An 18285-nucleotide genomic window follows, 5' to 3' on the forward strand; every position below is an offset into this window, starting at 1 on the left:
CGACGGAGGGTCCGTCACCCATTTTTGGAACGTTTCACTAACGTGCCCCGAGAAACCCTTCCTACAAGTGGCGGGATCCAGGGCTGCGCACCCAACCAGGTCGCAGAAAACGTTGTTTTGAGCTCATAACAACATCTACTGCTGGTTAGTTGGGAAGTGAAAACGCTTTCCGGGGTCTATATTTACAGCGCTCCACACCTTGGTCAAGGGTTTGACTGGAAATTACTGGGAGTTTTCGACTCTTGATGTTCACTTTTGTTCCCCTCCCATCTCCCCTCCCACCCCACACCCCACACCACCACACCCACCGGACGCTCTCTCACCGAATACCCCTCCCTGTTCAACGCTCTCCCATCTGACAGAGGGGCCGGAGTACTCGTTTATTCTGCAGTTCGAAAGAAGCTGGCGGACCAACGACCCCACGTGATCGAGTGATCCGAAGCCCCGAGCGCACTACCGCTGGTGCCGCGTGTGACGGTCTGTTGCTCTCGGTTGAGCCGCATGTAGCCCCATTGAGGACAGTGACACCAGAACTTGGGCGGCCCGGCACTCCTCCGTAGTGTGCTGCCATGCCGAAGCCTTCCGTGATTCCCTTGTCAGTCCTTGACCTCAGCCCTGTGTCGGCCAACCAGAGCTCCGGCGACGCCCTGCGCAGCACCATCAACCTGGCCGTCGCAACGGAAGCAGCAGGCTACTCCCGGTATTGGTTGGCCGAGCACCACCTCAACGACGGCGTGGCCGGTTCGTCCCCGCATGTGCTCGCGGGCCTCGTGGCATCGGCAACAAAGAGCATCCGGGTAGGCACGGCAGCCACGCTCCTGGGCAATTACCGGCCCCTCCAGATCGCGGAGAGCATCGGTACCCTGGCAGCGGTGTTCCCTGCTCGGCTGGACTTGGGCTTTGGACGCTCCGGTCCGCCCAAGTCACCCAGCGAGCCGGCGCCCGGCTTTGTTGCACCCGACAGCAGCGAACCCGGGGAGCGCGTAGTGGACGGACTGGTGGTTCCCGCTCCCAGGCCCATCTTTGGCGCGGTCCTGCCGCGGAAGTTCCGCCTGCAGAGCGAACTCCTGGGCCGTTTTCCGGGGGATACCGACAACTTCGAAAACGACGTCCAGGACATCATCGGCTTCTTCACCGGCGACTACCGGACCAAACACGGCGAGGAGGTCACGGCAACTCCGGCGCTGGGCCAGTCCCCGCAGTTCTGGATCCACGGTTCCACGGCGGGTCCAAGTGCCAGGCTCGGGGGCAAGCTGGGCCTCCCCTTTGGCGCCAACTACCACGTGGCCCCGGCCACCGTCCTGGATTCCATCGCCGAGTATCGGGCACACTTCAAGCCTTCCGAAACCTTGCGGGAGCCGCATGTGATCGTCTCCGCGGATGTCCTGGTGGCACCTGACGAGTTCAGCGCCCGTCGCTTGGCCCGCGGCTACGCGCAGTGGGTTTACGGGATCCGCAGCGGACAGGGCGCCATCCCCTACCCCTCGCCTGATGACGCTGCGGACTTCACGCTGGACGCCGAAGCCGAAGAGCTGGTCAAGGACCGCCTGGATACCCGCTTTGTGGGAGACCCGCATCAAGTCAGCGAAAACCTCCGGACCCTGCAGCACGCAACCGGAGCCCAGGAATTGCTCATCACCACCATCGCCCACCACCCCGCCGACCGCGAGAGCTCCTACCAGCTCCTCGCCGAGGCCTGGGGTCTCTGAGTTTGTCCGTTACCCACCAAAGGAGCACCAATGACCACCGAAACCACGACTGAAACAGACGACCAACTCATCACTGCCGAACAAGCAGCCGCCCTGATCGCTGACGGCGCGCTGGTCATCGACGTCCGCAGCGAAGGCGGCCGCGCCAGCACCGGCGCAGTGCCAGGCGCCGTCATTGTGAACCGCGAACACGTGGAAGAAGACTTCGCCCCCGGCTCCCCGCACCGCCTTACCCAGGTCACGGGAACGGAACAGAAAATTGTTGTGTTCTGCGGCTCGGTGAACGGCTCACGACCCGTGGCGCAGAAGCTCAAGGTCCTGGGCTACGACAATGTGGTCCACGTCGACGGCGGGTTCCTGGCCCTGCGCGACGCCGGCGTACCTGCCACCGGGCCCACGGCACCGTCCGCGTAGCCAACGTTCTCTCACCTTTGACGCCTTTCAACCGATCGCTCGATCACTGGGTGAGAGAGCGATCCCCAAAAGAGGGGGGTGGGTGAGAGAGCGATCCCCAAAAGAGGGGGGTAGGTGAGAGAGCGATCCCCCAAAGAGGGCATTAGGTGAGAGAGCGAGCGGATGGAAGCTACCCGCGCCAACTGACCGCCGTCGTCGAAAGGACCACCATGACCACCCAAGCAACCGCCGCCACCGGCACCTATGTGATCCGCGAGGCCCGCCACGAAGAGTACGACGCCGTGGGGCGGCTGACGTACGAAGGTTTCGGCCATCACCTGCCCGGCGCCCGCCAGCCCGACGATGAACGGCTGGAACTGCTCCTCAACGCCACGGCGCGTGCACAGGAAGGCGTGCTGTTGGTTGCCGAAGACGCCAGGACCGGGTCCCTCGTGGGGACAGCGAGCCTGCTTCCCTACGGTTCCCACCTCAGCCGCCAAGCCGCGGAAGGCGAAGTGGAACTCAGGCTGCTCGCGGTGCTGCCCGAAGCCCGCCGGACCGGGCTCGGCAGGCGGCTCCTGAACGAGGCCGCACGCCTGGCCGCGGAGCAGGGCGCAAAGCGCGTGGTGCTGGATACCGCCGTCGACAATAAACCATCCCAAAGCCTGTACCGGCAACTGGGCTACGTCCGCCGGCCCGAACGCGAGAAGCCGCGTCCCGCGCCCAAGGTGCAACTGGTGGTGTACACGCTGGAGCTGCCTGCAAGGGGTTAGCTCCCGCGCCTTTGGCTCATGCCGAACGCCGAGAGCCAACCCCTCGGTGTTAAGGACTCATCAAAAATCCTCCCAGCCCGGTACTAAGCACCCTTGGCGGTGCTATGTTCAGCTCAGATCGAGGAGCGTCAGGCTGGGAGGAAAGCCATGACCACGTTGAGCAGGCCACCCGCGGACCCGTCGGCCCCCAAGCCCAGTGGCTGGACACAGTTCCGTTCCTGGCTGCTGTTCGGTTTGCAGGACAGCAAGGGCAGCCATCAGGGTCCGGGCGGCGTCAGTGCGGCCCACGAGAAAAAGCACCACTGGTGGCAGGTCATGTGCCTCACCGGCGTGGACTACTTCTCCACCCTCGGTTACCAACCGGCCATTGCCGCCCTGGCCGCGGGTGTCATCTCGCCCATGGCCACGATCGTGCTGGTGGCCGTGACCCTGTTGGGTGCCCTGCCCGTGTACCGGAGGGTGGCCGGCGAAAGTCCCCGGGGCGAGGGTTCCATCGCCATGCTGGAACGGCTGCTCCCCCGCTGGGGCGGCAAGCTCCTGGTCCTGGTGCTGCTGGGCTTCGCCGCAACGGACTTCATGATCACCATGACCCTCTCCGCAGCCGATGCCACCGCCCACTTGATCCAGAACCCGGTGATGCCGGGCTGGTTGCAGGGGCAAAACGTGCTGGTCACGGTGTTCCTGTTGGCCCTATTGGCGGCCGTGTTCCTCCGTGGCTTCAAGGAAGCGATCGGCGTGGCCGTGGTCCTGGTGATCCTCTATCTGGTCTTGAACGTAGTGGTGGTGGCAACAACGGTGTTCGAGGTGCTCACCCATCCCACGGCCGTTGGCGACTGGTGGCAACTCCTGTGGACCTCGCACGGTAATCCGGTCATGGCCGTGGCCATCGCGCTGATCGTGTTCCCCAAGCTCGCCCTTGGCCTTTCCGGCTTCGAAACCGGCGTGGCCGTGATGCCTCAGGTGCAGGGTGCTCCTGATGACACCGAAGCCAAGCCCACGGGACGCGTCAAGGGAACCCGGCGGATGCTCACCACAGCCGCGCTGATCATGAGCACGTTCCTCATCACCTCCAGCTTCACCACCGTGGTCCTCATCCCGGAACACGAATTCGAGCCCGGCGGCCAAGCCAACGGACGGGCCTTGGCATTCCTGGCCCACGAGTATCTGGGCCTTGGTTTCGGCACGGTCTACGACATCAGCACCATCGCCATCCTCTGGTTCGCCGGCGCTTCCGCCATGGCCGGACTGCTCAACCTGGTGCCGCGGTACCTCCCCCGCTACGGCATGGCGCCCGAGTGGGCCAAGGCCGTCCGGCCCCTCGTCATGGTCTTTACCTTGGTGGGGTTCTTCATCACCGTGGTGTTCAACGCCGACGTCGACGCCCAAGGAGGTGCCTACGCCACCGGCGTGCTGGTGCTCATGACGTCAGCCGCCGTGGCCGTGACACTGTCCGCCCGCCGTCGTCATCAACGCAAACGGACCATTGGCTTCGGCGCCATAGCCGCGGTCTTCGTCTACACCACGGTGGCCAACATCGTGGAGCGGCCCGAGGGCATCCGGATCGCGGCGATCTTCATTGCGGGCATCATCGGGATCTCGCTGCTCTCCCGCGTGCGCCGCTCCTTCGAACTGCACGCGACCCACGTCCACCTGGACCGGCAAGCCCTTGAGTTCATCCTGGACGACGATTCCGGACCCATCAGGCTGATCGCGCACGAACCCCGCAGGCTCACCGCGGAGGCCTACCGGGAGAAGCTGGTCTCTGCCATCGAGGTCAGCCACCTGCCGCTGAACTACCACGGGATCTTCCTGGAAGTGGTGCTGGACGATACCTCCGACTTCGAGACCGAGCTGTACGTCAAGGGAATCGAACGCCACGGTTACCGGATCCTCGAGGTCCACGGACCCGTTGTGGCGAACACCATCGCTTCCGTGCTGCTCCACATCCGGGACGTCACCGGGCTCATGCCGCACATCTACTTCCGCTGGACCGAGGGCAACCCCATCACCAACCTGCTGCGCTTCCTGTTCCTAGGCGAAGGCGAGATCGCCCCGGTAACGCGTGAGGTCCTCCGCGAGGCCGAGCCGGACGTGAGCCGGCGGCCGTGGGTCCACGTGGGCTGAGGGGCACTGGGAGTACCCGGATCAGCCGTCACTCCCGCAGCACCGCGGAGTAGCGTTCAGTGGGAGAGGACAACCCACCGAAAGGAACACCATGACCACCTGGCTCATCACAGGCTGCTCCACCGGACTTGGCCGGGCACTGGCCCGCGCCGTCCTCGCCCAAGGCGATAACGCCGTCGTGACCGCCCGCAGCACCGACCCGCTTCAGGAGCTCACCGCGGAATTCCCGACGACGGCCCTCGCCGTGGCACTCGACGTCACCGTGCAGTCGCAGGTGGACGCCGCCGTGCAGCAGGCCGAGGAACGCTTTGGCGGAGTGGACGTACTCGTGAACAACGCAGGGTACGGCTACCGCGCCGCTGTGGAGGAAGGCGACGACGCTGACGTCCGGGCACTGTTCGACACCAACGTTTTTGGACCCGTCGCCATGATCAAGGCCGTTCTCCCGGGCATGCGGTCCCGGCGCTCCGGCGCAATCGTGAACATCTCCTCGATCGGCGCCCGCATCTGCCCTCCCGGGTCCGGCTACTACTCCGCTTCTAAAGCCGCCCTTGAAGGTATCTCCGGATCGCTGCAGAAGGAACTGGCTCCACTGGGGATCTCCGTGACCACCGTGGAGCCTGGCGGGTTCCGGACTGACTTCGCGGGCCGTTCCCTGACACAATCTGCCGTCGCGATTGACGACTACGCCGATACCGCCGGCAAGCGCCGCAAGGAGAACGACACCGTCCACGGCACCCAGCCCGGCGACCCGGACAAGGCAGCCCACCTGATCATCAGTGCTGTTGAGGCTCCCGAAACGCCCTCATTCCTGCTCCTGGGGGCCGACGCCGTGTTCGCCTACAACGCCGTGGAGGAAGCCATGCGCGCACAGGTTGACGGCTGGCGGGAGCGCAGCGAAAGCACCGGTTACACAGACTAAAGAGGAGCGTGTAATCGGTCACACTTGTGGCGTTTGGCTTGTTTTTCCGGGTGCGCAGCATGAACCATGATGGAGGGAACCCGTTCCCGTACAAGCTGAATCAGCAACCTCACCGACGAGGATGCGGCCCCGGGCGAAGAGGCTTGGGGCTGTTAAACAGCCTGAGTGAAAGTACTGACAATGACGACACATACTGACTCCATCACGCTGAAAATCTGGGATAACACGGCCATCGACCACACCATCGATGCCGCTATCCGGGACCTCACACCCCGCGCCACCGCAGAAAACTGCGGGATCGCCGTGACCCTCAGCGGACCGAAAACCTTCACCGTCAGCCTGGCCCGCTAAAGCAGCCCCAGCAGACAAAAGCGGACGACGCCGGTACCCACCGGCGTCGTCCGCTGTCGTTTAAGCGCGCGTGCCCGGGGCGCGAGGTTGGGGCGGGGCTGTGGGCGCGGGCGGGGCTGTGGGCGCGGGAAGCGAGCCCGGGGCGAGGTGTGCGACTTCGCGGGAAGCGGACCCGGGGCGGGGTGTGCGACTTCGCGGGATGCGTGCCAAAGCCCCCGCAAGTTTCCGTACTGGTTGGCATGTTTACAGCGAAGTCGTGCCAGGCCGTGCTACTTTCCCGCGAAACCGCAGGCGCACTAGTCCGTTTGATGCACGGTTCGTGATGCCGGCAGTGCAAATTTGCAGAAAAGCTTGAGTATTCCTTGATCCTTTGGCGGGTCGTTTCTTGTGTTGGCCTTGGAAATCTAAGGGTGTCAGCACGCCAGGACGAACGAAAAGGACCGCCATGAGCACGCAAACCCTGCAGGCAGCAAGGCCGCATACGGACGCCGAGCTGCGCCACGGTGCCCACCGCGCCGCCGGCGGAGTGGTCACGGTCCTGGTCCCGGCACACAACGAGTCCGCTGGCATCACCGAAACCTTGGTCTCGCTGGGAAACCAGACCCGGCGACCTGACCGCGTGATCGTGGTGGCGGACAACTGCACCGACGACACAGAGGAACTCGCGCTTGCCCAGGGCGTTGAGGTTCTCCGTACCGTTGGGAACAAGGACAAGAAGGCAGGCGCCCTCAACTACGCCCTCAGCACACTGCTCCCGGACGCTGATCCCGAGGATTTGATCCTGGTGCAGGACGCCGATTCGCAGCTGGCCCTTGACTTCATCGAGAACGCCACGGCGAACCTCCTCAAGGATGAACTGCTCGGTGCAGTCGGAGGCGTCTTCAGCGGCGGACCCGGCGGCGGCTTCGTTGGACACCTCCAGCGCAACGAATACGCCCGCTATGCCCGCGATGTGAAGCGCCTCCACGGCAAGTGCCTGGTAGTGACCGGAACGGCAGCGCTGTTCCGGGTCAAGACCCTGCGCGACGTTGTCTCCGCCCGGCTGGAAGGTACCCTCCCTCCAGGCAATGGCAAGGGCGGCGTGTACGACACCTCCGTGCTCACCGAGGACAACGAGCTCTCCTTCGCATTGCTGACGCTCGGGTACCGCATCGCTTCGCCGTCCAACTGCACCCTGGTCACCGAGGTCATGCCCACGTGGCGTGAGCTCTGGGCCCAGCGCCTGCGCTGGAAGCGGGGCGCAGTTGAGAACTGCGTGCAGTACGGCTGGACCAAGGTGACCCGCGCCTACTGGGGTCGGCAGTTCCTGTCCATGATCGGCGTCGTTGTTACCGCCGCCTACTTCGGTTCCATCATCTTTGCACTAGCCACCGGAATGGGCCTGAACCTGCAGCCATTCTGGGTTGCCGTCACCGGCATCTTTGTTTTGGAACGCATCATCACGCTGCGTTTCAGGGGCTGGAGGTACATGCTTCTGGCCGCCACGATGTACGAAACCGTCATCGACATCTTCCTGCAGGCCGTTCACGCGAAGGCCTACCTGGATGCCGCATTCAACCGCAAGAAAGTTTGGTAAAAGACTCATGTACAACAACCCCGCAGGCCCCGCAGCCGGAGCTTTCGTTGGAGCCACCGGTTCAGGAACACTCGCCATGACCGGCGCAGGAGACCTGTTCTGGTTCGCCCTCGCAGCCTTCGCCATGCTCGCCCTTGGCCTGGCCGTCAAGCGGATCGTCCCGGTGCGGGCCGAAAAGAAGGCCTAGCCATACAGACCCACCAAGCCCAGCAAGCCCGCCGTTGTGTCGGATGCCCCCAGCGCGACACAAAGGCGGGCTTGCTGCATGCCGCAGCCTCAGCTCACTGCTGCGGTATTCGCGGAGTACCTGGAGACCGTGGTGTAACCGGCCTTGGTACCGGTAACCCGGACCATCATGGTGTCCGCCTGGTCGGTTGCCACCAGCGTGTAGGTCTTGGCCGTGGCGCCCGAAATGGCGACGCCGGACCGGTACCACTGATAGGTGAGCGTGGTTCCCGTGGTCCACGTACCGGTGTTGGCCGTCAGTGTGGACCCAACGGTCAGCGTCCCGGAGATCGTTGGCGTGGGAGCTATCAGAGTGCCTGCCACGACGGTTGCCGTTTGCGCGGATTCCTTGGTGGTGGTGGCGTAACCGTTCTTGGTGCCCGTCACGCGGACCGTGAGCTTGCTGCCCTGGTCGGCCGCCGCGAGGACGTAGTTGGATGCGGTGGCACCGGAAATGGCCGCGCCGTTCCTGTACCACTGGTAGGCCAGGCTGGTTCCGGCGGTCCAGGTTCCTGCGTTGGCAGTCAGGGTGCTACCCACGGCTGCCGTTCCGCTGATGGTAGGCGTGGGAGCGGTCAGCGGGATGCCGGCAACGAAGGAGAAGTCGCGGATAGTGACGGATTCCGGAGCGACGTGGGCCGCATCGCCGCCGCCTCCGCCGGTGACCCAGAGGTTGAAGTGGATCTGTTCCTTGGCGGGAACCGGAACGGTGGATCCTTGGAGGACTGTACGCTTCAGCAGCGTTCCGCTCGCATTTACCCCCGCGAACGTCTCAAAAGTAATCTTGCCCGGCTCCCACACCATGCGATGCGTCAGAATCGGGGCGTTCGTTGTGTCGAAGTTGATGGTGTTGTTGCCCTGGCCAGGAGGCTTGGTGGCGTCGAACCAGTATCCGTGCCCCTGAACCACCGGCCAGTCTTCTCCATACGCAGCCCCGCCACCCCAAGCAGACGCCTCGCAGAGATCAATTTCGGTGTAGCCCGGAGCAGCATTGGGATCGTAAGTGAAAAGGCACCCCCACACCACTTCCTTCTGGAGGGAACTGACGTCCTTCTCCACCGTGGTGCTGTACGTGCCGTAACCGAAACCCTCGCGGGTGGACTGGAATTCTGCGCCGACAGGAGCCGAACCTGTCGGGTTGCTGATGGAAAGCTTCACGTAGCCGTTGGCGTCAGGATTGCTGACGTTGTTCGGGTCCCAGGTCCCGTTGTACATGGGAGCCCCACCCCAGAAACGCTTCTGCCAGTTGAAGCCTTCCCAAGCGAAGCTGCCCACCGGTCCTGGATCTTCCGCAACCACTGCTGCCTTCTTTGCCGCTTGTGCCGATCCGATTCCTGCAAACATGGACAGACCCACCGCCAAGGTGAGGGCCAACCCCATGACTTTTCTTCCCCCAGTTGGAAGGAGCCTTACTGACTTTGACATAGCTGTAGCCTCCGATTGATGCGCCCAGAAAGGCCTCCGACAATCACCGGAGGCCCGCAATGACGTTCCACCCCCACGAGTAACGTCATGTCCGTTGATTATGAGGGAGACAGTTGTCTTCGGGAAGACGACTGGTAAACCAATTTCATCGTTACGCCATCAATTGGATGTGTTGGCCGTTGCCTGGGGTAACGTTGGCCTTGTCTGTCCCCAGGTGGTTTCGGGAGGGCAAATCAGCATTCGAAGCGCAGGAATTCTCCTCTACCGGCACTCCCCCGCGGGAGTGCTGGAACTCTGGATTGCCCACATGGGCGGCCCGTTCTGGGCACGCAAGGATCAACACGCCTGGTCCCTTCCCAAAGGAGAATTTCCCGAGGACGAAGACCCTTTGGTGGCTGCGCACCGCGAGTTCACGGAGGAGATCGGCACTGCACCGCCCGCCGTCGAGTACCACCTGCTCGGGGTCTTCAAGCAGCCCTCAGGAAAGCTGATTACGGCCTACACGGCTCGGGCCGATTCGTTTCAGCCGGACCACATCGTCAGCAACACGTTCCCCATGGAATGGCCCAAGGGTTCCGGCGCCATCAAGGAATTCCCGGAGATCGACGATGCCAGGTGGGTGGATGAAGCCACGGCACGGACCAAGCTGGTCAAAGGGCAACTGCCGATTGTCGATGCGCTGGTGGAGCACCTGGCCGGACGTTCAGCGACGTAGAGCTGCCGAGATCTGCGGCAATCCCTCGTCCTCGAGCCTCTTGAGTACGTCATTGACATCAAGCGGAGGGTTACGAAACGTCTCAGACATGTTGCGGACCGCGATGTGAAGTTCGACGGCATCCAAGTGAAACTGATCCATGAGGAAATCGTCCGGATGCTTTGCCTCCATCCCCCAAGGCTCAAGTAGCTCCGCAGGGAAGTGCTTCAAATTCTTCGTCACGATAACTTGAGCCTGTGCCTTCAGCGCCGCAGCCATGACATGGGTATCGCCAGCGTCCGGAGAACCGGCAAAAACCTGCTCCAGCGGCTCGTAGTTGGTCACAAGACAGTCCGGAATCGCGTCACACATGAGCTTCCGTGTGCGGTCCAGTTTCGAACCGTCCAGATCCGGCCGATTCGCCTTCAGGTTCCTGAACGTCTCGTCCAGAATGGCCACGGTCCAACGCGCATGGACCAATCCGCTCTGGGCTACACGCACCAACAGATCACGGAGTGCACTCGGATATAAGACATTGGCATCGTAGACGACCGTGAAGACCACCTAGATGAGCCCCATCTCCTGAGTCAGAGCGGACAGCTCGTCCGCCGCGTCCTTTTGCGCAGTCGAAGAGCGACGCTTGTAGTCGTAAAGTGACTCGGCCATGACGCGGCGGTGGGTGCCGACCTTCCGGAAATCAATCTGGCCGGATTCAAGGAGTCCAACCAAGTACGGACGCGATACGTTGAGCAGATCGGCCGCTTGTTGGGTGGTTAGTTCGGCATTCATTGGGATGACGGTGACGCCTTGACCTGCAGCCATCTTTCCGAGGATTCGGATCATTAGTTCTGCCGCGGGTCCAGGCATCTCAAGGTGTCCTCCGTCAGCCACGGTCATCTCTACCGGCCGCCGCGGGTCGGAATGTGCTTCTACGGCCCGCCTCAGAATTTTCAAGGCATCGCGCGCCAGCTCGGCGTCACTTCCGTGGGGATAAGCCGGAGTTGCAGGTTCAGCAGTCATCAGAGCCCCTCCACTCTCATTGTCTTGCTCATCCAGCGTAGTCGATAAACGAAATAAACGAAATAGGGGGCTGAGTCAACCGCTCTTCCTCGCGATGAACTCCCGGATCCAGTCGATGGTCCGGGGGTGGTCCAGGTGAAGGCCGTGCCCCGCGCCGGGTACACGCACCAGCACCGAACCCGGGATGTGCTTCCGGAGGAGAACGGCATTGGCCAAGGGCGTGAGTGGGTCATCGGTTCCGTGGAGGACCAGGGTCGGCGCCTGGATGGACCCGAGTTCACTCCATGCATCGTGATCGCGGCTCGCTTTGAAGTGCCGCGCCTTGGCCCAAGCCGAGGCCTTGGAGTTGAAGAAGGTTTGCACAGTTTCGGGGTGGTCCGCGGCCCATTCGGTGTCAAAGAACAGCGGAGCCAACCTGGACAGGTCGCCGCTGATCAAGGCTTCGAGGGCAACCGGAGAAGCCCGCAGAGCCGGATCCGCTGAGCGCCCGCCACTCGTCGCTGCGAGAATCAACGTCCGCACCCGGGACGGGAAATCGATGGCCAGCCACTGCCCGATCCGGCCACCCATGGAATGCCCGTAAACATATGCGGACGAAACCCCCGCAGCATCCAGCACTGCAACGGCATCCTCAGCGAGCATACGGGTGGTGTAGCGCTCGGCCTCCCCTCGGCCACTGCGTCCAATCCCCCGGTGATCGAAGCGGATGACGCGGAAAGAGCGGGACAGCAGCTCCGCCGTCGGGCCCCAACCGTCCATGGCGGTCGCCTGTCCGGCGATCAACAGCATGGGTTCGCCGGAGCCTGATTCGGTCCAGGCAAGTTCGGTACCGTCGCCGGCCGCAGCAAAGTTCACCGTGACACTGTAACTTTGCTGCGGCCCGCCAAGCCCCCGAACGCGAACAACGTCACACGGCGGCGACCGTACGTGGGCCGATATCGAAGCCCGGGCCGCCAGGGACGGAATCGATCAAGCGGCGCGTGTAAGGATGCTGCGGATTCCCGTAGACGGCATCCACCTCGCCGGACTCAACCACCTCGCCGTGGAACAGGACCAGGATTTCGTCGCTGACGTGGTGCACCACATCGAGGTCATGCGAGATGAAGGCCATGGTCAGGTCCAGCTCCTTCCGGAGCCGGCCGATCAGGTTCAGGATCTCGGCCTGCACGGAGAGGTCCAGCGCGGAAGTGATCTCGTCGGCAATGATGAGCTTGGGTTGCACCGCCAAGGCACGCGCAATGGCGATGCGCTGCCGCTGGCCACCGGAGAACTCGTGCGGATAGCGTTCGGCGACCTCGGAGTCCAAGCGGATCGTCGAGAGCCAGTAGGAGATCTTCTCACGATGTTCCTTGGGGTTGGCCCGCAGCGGGTCAATGGCCTCGGCGAGGGTCTGCCCGATGGTCCGCCGCGGGTTCAGGGACGAATACGGGTCCTGCGGGACCATCTGGACTGCCCGGCGCATGCGCCGCCGTTCGGCCCCGGACATCGCCGAAACGTCGCGTCCGGAGAACGAAATCACACCGCCGCTTGGCTTCACCAGGCCCACGATCGCCTTGGCCATGGTGGATTTGCCTGAGCCCGATTCGCCCACGATTCCCAGGGTCTTGCCTTGATGGATGCTTGTGTTGACTCCTTTCAGCACGGTGGCTGCGGATCGGCCGGAACCGAACGTCACCCGCACATCGTTCAATTCCAGGACTGGCTGGTCGGTGCTCACTTGGCAACCTCCTTGGTGTCACTGCCGGATTCGTCCGCAACCTCGTCCATGGTGAAGTCAGTTGCCCTCACGGTGATGAGTTCGGCCTTGCGCTCGGCGATGGACGGTGTGGCCGCCAGCAGGGCCTTGGTGTAGGGGTGTTTGACCTTGCCGGCAGCGAGTTCCTCGCCCGTGAGGCGCTCCAGGATCTTGCCGCCGTTCATGACGATGACCTTGTCGCAGAGCGCCTGGACCACGCCGATATCGTGCGAGATGAACAGCATGGCGGTTCCCATTTCCCGGTTGATGGTGCGGAACTGCCGGAGCACGTCGGCCTGGACTGTCACGTCCAGGGCGGTGGTGGGTTCGTCGGCAATGATGAGCCGCGGGTCCGTGACCAGCGTGGACGCGATCATTGCCCGCTGCAGCATCCCGCCGGACAGTTCGTGCGGGTGCTGCTTCATGCGCTTCTCCGGCTGGGTGATCCGGATGTCGGCCAGTGCCTTGACCATGCGACCGAACGCCGTGCTGCGCGACTGGCCAAGGTGCACGCGGCTGACTTCGGTCAGCTGGGATCCGATGCGCAACGCCGGATTGAAGCTCGTTCCGGGGTCCTGGTACACCAGCCCAATGGAGGTTGCCAGTTCACGTGGGTTGTTCTTCTTAAGCAGGTTCAAGTCGCCCAAGCGCATGGTCTTTGCACTAACGCCCAGTTCCTCCGGCAACAGGCCCGCGATGGACATCGCCGTCAGCGACTTTCCTGATCCGGACTCGCCAACCAGCCCCACTACTTCGCCCGCGTGGATGCTGAGCGAAACGCCTTTCACCAGGGGAAGGCCCGACGGCGTGGTGACAGTCAGGTTGTCCACCTCAACGAGCGCTTCGGCATCGGCCCGCAGCGAGGCGGGAACCTCGGATGCCTTGCGAAGGCTGCCGAACTTGCGGCCGCCCCGGGGATCGGTAGCGGCTGCGAGGCCGTCACCGATGAGCATGGCTGACAGGCCGGTAATAGTGATCATGATGGACGGCATCACGGCCTGCAGGGGCTGCGAGTAGATGTTGACCAGGGCCTCGTTGAGGAGGCGGCCGAAGTCGTACTCAGGGTTCTGCACGCCCAAGCCAATGAAGGACAGGCTGGACAGGTCGATCAGCGTTGTCGCGAAGACGGTTGCCGTGAGGACCAAGAGGGGTTCTGCCATGTTGGGCAGCAGGTGCCGGGTAATGATGTGGGGTCCGGAAACTCCGAGCAGGCGGGCCGTGGAGACGTAGTTGCGCTGCGAGATCGAGGCTGCCATGTTCGCCGTCAAGCGCGCGAAGGCCGGGATGCTCGCAATGGAGATGGCCAGCACGGCAGACCACGTGCCCTGGCCCAGGATGGCGGCAATCAACAACGAGAAGATGAGGCTCGGGTACGCAACGGCAGCTTCGATGACCCGGAGGACCGCGGTACGGATGCGGCGCGGCGCCAGCCAGACTGCAGTACCGATTGCGATACCTGCGACGACGGCAATCGCCGTGGTTGCCGCCGTCATGAGCAGGGTGAGCCGGGCCGCAACCAAGGACCGGGCCAACACATCACGGCCGAAGTCGTCCGTGCCGAGCCAATGCTCGGCGCTGGGCCCTTGGGATGCCTGCGGGGTCAGCTTCTCGGCGGCGTCCGTGAGGAACATCGGGGCGATGAGTGCCGTGAGGACCAAGGCGGACATCAACACGATGCCGACAATGAGGCCCGTGGTCCAGCGGAACCGTCGGCGGGGACGGGCGGTCTCAGCCATTGGACTTTCCTCCAAGGGTGCGGGGGTCGATGAGGCCAAGGATGACGTCCACCAGCAGGTTGAGCACGATGGCCAGGAAGCCAAGGACCAGGATGATGCCCTGGATGACCGGGTAGTCCTTGTTGACGATTGCCGTGACGATTTCGCGTCCCAGTCCTGGCCAGTTGAAGACGTTCTCCACGATGATGGCACCGCCAAGCATGCCCGCCAGGATCAGCCCGGCCAAGGTCAGAGCAGTGGTCAGCAGGTTGGGCAGGGCGTGCCGTGCGTAGAGCCGCAGCGCGGGCAGGCGCCAGCCCCGGCCGGTGCGCAGGTAGTCCTGCTCCAGCACGGTGGACGTCTCGCGGCGGACCACGCGGGCAATCGAGCAGATCGGTGCGATGGAGAGGCCGATCACGGGCAGGATCAGCGAGGCCAGCGAGGCCGCACCGGCCGCCGGAAGGACCTTGAGCATGATGGCGAAGACCACCACCAGCATGGTGGAGACCACGTATTGCGGGACCGCCTGGAAGAAACCGGTGAGCATCCCGAAGGACACGTCCAGCCATTTCTTGCGGCCGCCGCGGGTCAGGATACCCACCAGCATGCCCACGGGAACCGAGACCAGCAGCACCAGGATGATGCCCAGCAACGCAATCTCGGCAGTGAACGGCAACTTGGTGGCGATGATCTGCGAAACCGAGGTGCTGTAGGCGAAGGATTCGCCGAGGTCCCCGGTGAACAGTCCGCCAACATAGTGGATGAACTGGATGTAGAGCGGATCGTTGAGGCCGAGGCTGTTGCGGATGGCCTCGATCTGTTCGGTGGTCGCGTCGGCTCCCGCCACGGCCACTGCCGGATCGCCCGGGATGAGCGGAACCATGAAGAAGGTCACGACGACGAGCAGGGCTACGGAGAGTAGGACACCGCCGGTGCGGCGAAGGGCGTAGTCGGCCCACGGAGACAGGCTCAGGGCCCTGCCCCGGGGGCCTTCGGCGGCCCCCGGGGTTTGGCTCTCAAGGATTTGGACTTCCTTGGAGAGCATGGTTGGTTCAGTCATCGTGAAGCCTTTGCTTACTTGGTGATGCGCATGGTGGCGTAGTCGACAATCCCGGAAGGTGCCTGGATGGAGAATCCGGAGCGCTGGGCGACGATCTGCGGCTCACCCACGAACGGAACAATGTCGTTGTCGCTGAGGATGCTCTTCTGTGCCTTGGTGTAGGCATCGCAGCGGGCCGATTCGTCCGTGGCCGCCTGGGCCGTGGCGATGTCCGCCAGGATGTCCGCGTTCTCGCCACCGCCGATGTTGCGGCCGCCCTTTTCCGTGGGAACACCGGCAATGCGGGTCAGGGAGGCTGCCACGGTTCCTACGAAGTTGGCATCGCCCTGCACGGTCAGGTCCCAGGTCTCCGGCTTGGTCTGGGTCATGGTGGCCCAGGTTCCGTTGTCCACAAGCTGCAGGTCCACGGTTGCCCCGGCGGCGCGGAGTACTTCCTGGACGTAGGTGCTGCCTGCGCCGTTCGGGCCGATGCTGGTGGTGCCCACCATTTTGAAGGTCTTCCCCGAGAGCACTGCCTTGGCCGCGGCAGCATCTTCCTTGGTGAGGCTCGAGTTATCCGGCAGGACGCAAGGAACCGTGGGGGCAACGATCGAGTTGTAGGTAATGCCCTTGCCCGCATATGCGGCAGCGTTGAAAGCCTGCTGGTTCATCAGCTGGGCCACGGCCTTGCGGAGTGCGGGGTCGGTAAAGGGGCTGCCTTCGCGCTGGTTGAACAGGAGGAAGATGCCGGCAAAAGGCACAGACGTGACGGAGTAATCCTTGTTGCCTTCGAAGCGCTGTACGTCGGCGGGTGCGATGTCCGAGACGTCCATTTCACCGGTGAGGAGCTGGTTGGCCACCGTGGTCTTGTTGACGCCGGGGAAGAAGCGTACCGTCTTGGCCGGAACACCTTCCAACGGCTTGGAGTACTGCGGCCACGCTTTGTAGTCCTCACGGAGCGTCATGTCGTAGCTGACGCCGTGGCTGGCCTTGGTGAGGGTGTAGGGCCCGGAGAACGCACCCTTGACGGCGCCCTTGGCCAGTCCATCCAGGTCGGCGAGGCCGGCCGGGCAGATGATGCCTGTCTGCGCCAAAGTCAGGCCGCCGATCAGTTCCGACCACGGCTGCGCCAGCTTGATGTCCACTGTGCCGGCGGCGTCGTCGCCGGTAATCACCGGCTGGCCGGGACCGAAGACGAGCTTGCCGAAGTTGTTCTTGGTGGCGGGATCCGCGAAGTAGCTGAGGGACTTCGCCACGATGGTGGGAGTAATGGGGGTACCGTCCGAGCACGTTGCGTCCTTGCGGATGGTCAATGTGGCGTTGGTGGCAGTGGATTTCCACTCAGTGGCCAGTCCGCCGATGAACTTCCCGTCAGCATCCCTGCGGACCACGGTGTCGTACAGGAACCGGGCCACCTCGTAGTCGTCCTTGGCGTTGGCCTTGGCCGCGTTGAAGGTAGTGGGATCTGCGTTGAGGGCGGTCCGGATGGTGTCCGTGGACATCGCCCCGCCCGAGGCGTTTCCTGCGGGTGCCTGGCCGCCCGTGGTGCAGCCGGTCAAAAAGAACGCGGCAGCCGTGAGGGATGCCGCTGCGGCCATGAAAGTGGAACGTCCTTGCATAAGGGGTGAACCTCCTGGTCGCCTTCAGGGCTGCCTGGCCGCGGCGGATGCGATGCGCCGGGGAGTGCCGAAACCCGAAGGATTGAACTGCGATAAGTTTCGCGAATGAGAAGAGATTCACACATCGGCCGAACGAAGTCAACGCTTTTTTGTGAGTTCACCCACAAGAGACCTGCACCACGCCGAGGTTTTACAGACCGGAAACATCCGGGGCTTGACGGGATGGGGAAAAAACGCGAAACTTTTCTCATATGTGATTGGCGTCTCAAGGCGGCCAACCCGAAGAACCCCGGATCAACCCAAAGGTGGAACACATGGCAACGACTCTCGAGCTCACAGTCCGCAAGGCACAGTGGACCCGTCCGCCGCGGGAACTGGTCCGCGCCTTCGAAGAATTCCCCGTCGCCAACATCGGAGACGCCATGGAGCGCCTCGGACTGGTGGACGGCAACATCAACCCGGTGTGGGCAGGCGCAAAGTGCGTCGGTTCCGCACTGACTGTCCTCGGTGCGGCCGGTGACAACGCGGCAGTCATCGAATCCCTCAACTACATCGAGCCCGGTGACGTAGTAGTCATCAACGGCTTCGGCCACGAACACCGGGCGCTGGTGGGCGAACAGCTCTCCCAGCGCTTCGAGGCCGCCGGTGCTACCGGTGCCGTCATCGATGGCTACATCCGGGACCGTGCCACCATCACCGACATCAGGTTCCCGGTGTTCGCCCGCGGCACCACCCCTGCCGGACCGTTCAAGAACGGCCCCGGAGTCATCGGCGAACCGGTGGCCATCGGCGGCATTGTGTGCTCCGCCGGTGACATCGTCGCCGCAGACGATGACGGCGTCGTCATCATCCCCCAGGCCCGCGCCGCGGAAATCCTGGAGCTGGTCAAGGCTGTCGCGGTCCACGAGGCCGAAATGACCGCCGAAATTACCCGCGAATACAGCTAACTCCTTCTCCCCTCCCCC

At 63.4% G+C, this 18285-nt stretch carries 18 protein-coding genes; 10 read left to right on the forward strand and 8 right to left on the reverse strand.

The genetic code is table 11. The features are described from left to right. Nucleotides 1-569: 569 nt before the first annotated feature. The 8 genes from ACH488_RS07980 (at nucleotide 570) to ACH488_RS08015 (ending at nucleotide 8035) form a co-directional block, all read left to right on the forward strand. Nucleotides 570-1709 (forward strand): LLM class flavin-dependent oxidoreductase, encoded by a 1140-nt coding sequence (locus tag ACH488_RS07980; RefSeq protein ID WP_397323384.1) that lies wholly within the window; start codon nucleotides 570-572, stop codon nucleotides 1707-1709. A 30-nt stretch (nucleotides 1710-1739) separates the two neighbouring features. After that, nucleotides 1740-2123 (forward strand): rhodanese-like domain-containing protein, encoded by a 384-nt coding sequence (locus ACH488_RS07985; RefSeq protein ID WP_397323386.1) that lies wholly within the window; start codon nucleotides 1740-1742, stop codon nucleotides 2121-2123. Between the two features lie 209 nt (nucleotides 2124-2332). After that, nucleotides 2333-2875 (forward strand): GNAT family N-acetyltransferase, encoded by a 543-nt coding sequence (locus ACH488_RS07990; protein WP_397323387.1) that lies wholly within the window; start codon nucleotides 2333-2335, stop codon nucleotides 2873-2875. A 147-nt stretch (nucleotides 2876-3022) separates the two neighbouring features. Continuing rightward, entirely contained in the window at nucleotides 3023-4999 is a 1977-nt protein-coding gene (locus ACH488_RS07995; protein WP_397323388.1) for an amino acid transporter, read from the forward strand. A gap of 91 nt (nucleotides 5000-5090) precedes the next feature. Then, nucleotides 5091-5921 (forward strand): oxidoreductase, encoded by an 831-nt coding sequence (locus tag ACH488_RS08000; protein ID WP_397323389.1) that lies wholly within the window; start codon nucleotides 5091-5093, stop codon nucleotides 5919-5921. A 180-nt stretch (nucleotides 5922-6101) separates the two neighbouring features. Then, the gene (locus ACH488_RS08005; protein ID WP_397323390.1) at nucleotides 6102-6272 is read left to right on the forward strand and encodes a hypothetical protein; all 171 of its coding nucleotides are present in this window, start codon (nucleotides 6102-6104) and stop codon (nucleotides 6270-6272) included. Nucleotides 6273-6717: 445 nt separating this feature from the next. Continuing rightward, complete coding sequence (locus tag ACH488_RS08010) at nucleotides 6718-7848, forward strand: glycosyltransferase family 2 protein (protein WP_397323391.1); 1131 nt, start codon at nucleotides 6718-6720, stop codon at nucleotides 7846-7848. 7 nt (nucleotides 7849-7855) lie between these two features. Continuing rightward, nucleotides 7856-8035, forward strand: a complete 180-nt coding sequence (locus tag ACH488_RS08015; RefSeq protein WP_397323392.1) for a hypothetical protein — start codon at nucleotides 7856-7858, stop codon at nucleotides 8033-8035. Between the two features lie 89 nt (nucleotides 8036-8124). Here ACH488_RS08015 and ACH488_RS08020 read toward each other — a convergent pair whose 3' ends face one another. Beyond that, entirely contained in the window at nucleotides 8125-9453 is a 1329-nt protein-coding gene (locus tag ACH488_RS08020) for a hypothetical protein (protein ID WP_397323393.1), read from the reverse strand. Between the two features lie 277 nt (nucleotides 9454-9730). Between ACH488_RS08020 and ACH488_RS08025 the strand changes: the two genes are divergently transcribed. Further along, on the forward strand, nucleotides 9731-10213 hold the full coding sequence (locus ACH488_RS08025) for an NUDIX domain-containing protein (protein WP_397323605.1): 483 nt from the start codon (nucleotides 9731-9733) through the stop codon (nucleotides 10211-10213). On the opposite strand, the gene ACH488_RS08030 is transcribed toward ACH488_RS08025, so the two are convergent. The 7 genes from ACH488_RS08030 to ACH488_RS08060 all read right to left on the reverse strand — a co-directional run bounded on the left by ACH488_RS08030 (nucleotide 10202) and on the right by ACH488_RS08060 (nucleotide 17299). Further along, nucleotides 10202-10756, reverse strand: coding sequence for a PIN domain-containing protein (locus tag ACH488_RS08030; RefSeq protein ID WP_397323394.1), 555 nt, complete (start codon nucleotides 10754-10756; stop codon nucleotides 10202-10204). The genes ACH488_RS08025 and ACH488_RS08030 overlap by 12 nt on opposite strands. After that, nucleotides 10757-11212 carry an excisionase family DNA-binding protein gene (locus ACH488_RS08035; protein WP_397323395.1) on the reverse strand — a complete coding sequence of 152 codons (456 nt, stop codon included), beginning with the start codon at nucleotides 11210-11212 and terminating at the stop codon, nucleotides 10757-10759. It abuts the gene before it with no gap. A gap of 75 nt (nucleotides 11213-11287) precedes the next feature. Then, nucleotides 11288-12067, reverse strand: coding sequence for an alpha/beta fold hydrolase (locus ACH488_RS08040; protein WP_397323396.1), 780 nt, complete (start codon nucleotides 12065-12067; stop codon nucleotides 11288-11290). A gap of 52 nt (nucleotides 12068-12119) precedes the next feature. Then, complete coding sequence (locus tag ACH488_RS08045; RefSeq protein WP_397323397.1) at nucleotides 12120-12929, reverse strand: ABC transporter ATP-binding protein; 810 nt, start codon at nucleotides 12927-12929, stop codon at nucleotides 12120-12122. Next, complete coding sequence (locus tag ACH488_RS08050; protein ID WP_397323398.1) at nucleotides 12926-14683, reverse strand: dipeptide/oligopeptide/nickel ABC transporter permease/ATP-binding protein; 1758 nt, start codon at nucleotides 14681-14683, stop codon at nucleotides 12926-12928. Before ACH488_RS08050 ends, ACH488_RS08045 begins: the two co-directional genes overlap by 4 nt. After that, nucleotides 14676-15722, reverse strand: coding sequence for an ABC transporter permease (locus ACH488_RS08055; RefSeq protein ID WP_397323399.1), 1047 nt, complete (start codon nucleotides 15720-15722; stop codon nucleotides 14676-14678). Before ACH488_RS08055 ends, ACH488_RS08050 begins: the two co-directional genes overlap by 8 nt. 14 nt (nucleotides 15723-15736) lie before the next feature. Continuing rightward, nucleotides 15737-17299 carry an ABC transporter substrate-binding protein gene (locus tag ACH488_RS08060; RefSeq protein ID WP_397323400.1) on the reverse strand — a complete coding sequence of 521 codons (1563 nt, stop codon included), beginning with the start codon at nucleotides 17297-17299 and terminating at the stop codon, nucleotides 15737-15739. 335 nt (nucleotides 17300-17634) lie between these two features. Between ACH488_RS08060 and ACH488_RS08065 the strand changes: the two genes are divergently transcribed. Beyond that, entirely contained in the window at nucleotides 17635-18267 is a 633-nt protein-coding gene (locus tag ACH488_RS08065) for an RraA family protein (RefSeq protein ID WP_397323401.1), read from the forward strand. Nucleotides 18268-18285: the final 18 nt, after the last annotated feature.

It is taken from the genome of Paenarthrobacter sp. NPDC018779 (genome assembly GCF_044391085.1).
In the GTDB taxonomy this organism is placed as follows: domain Bacteria; phylum Actinomycetota; class Actinomycetes; order Actinomycetales; family Micrococcaceae; genus Arthrobacter.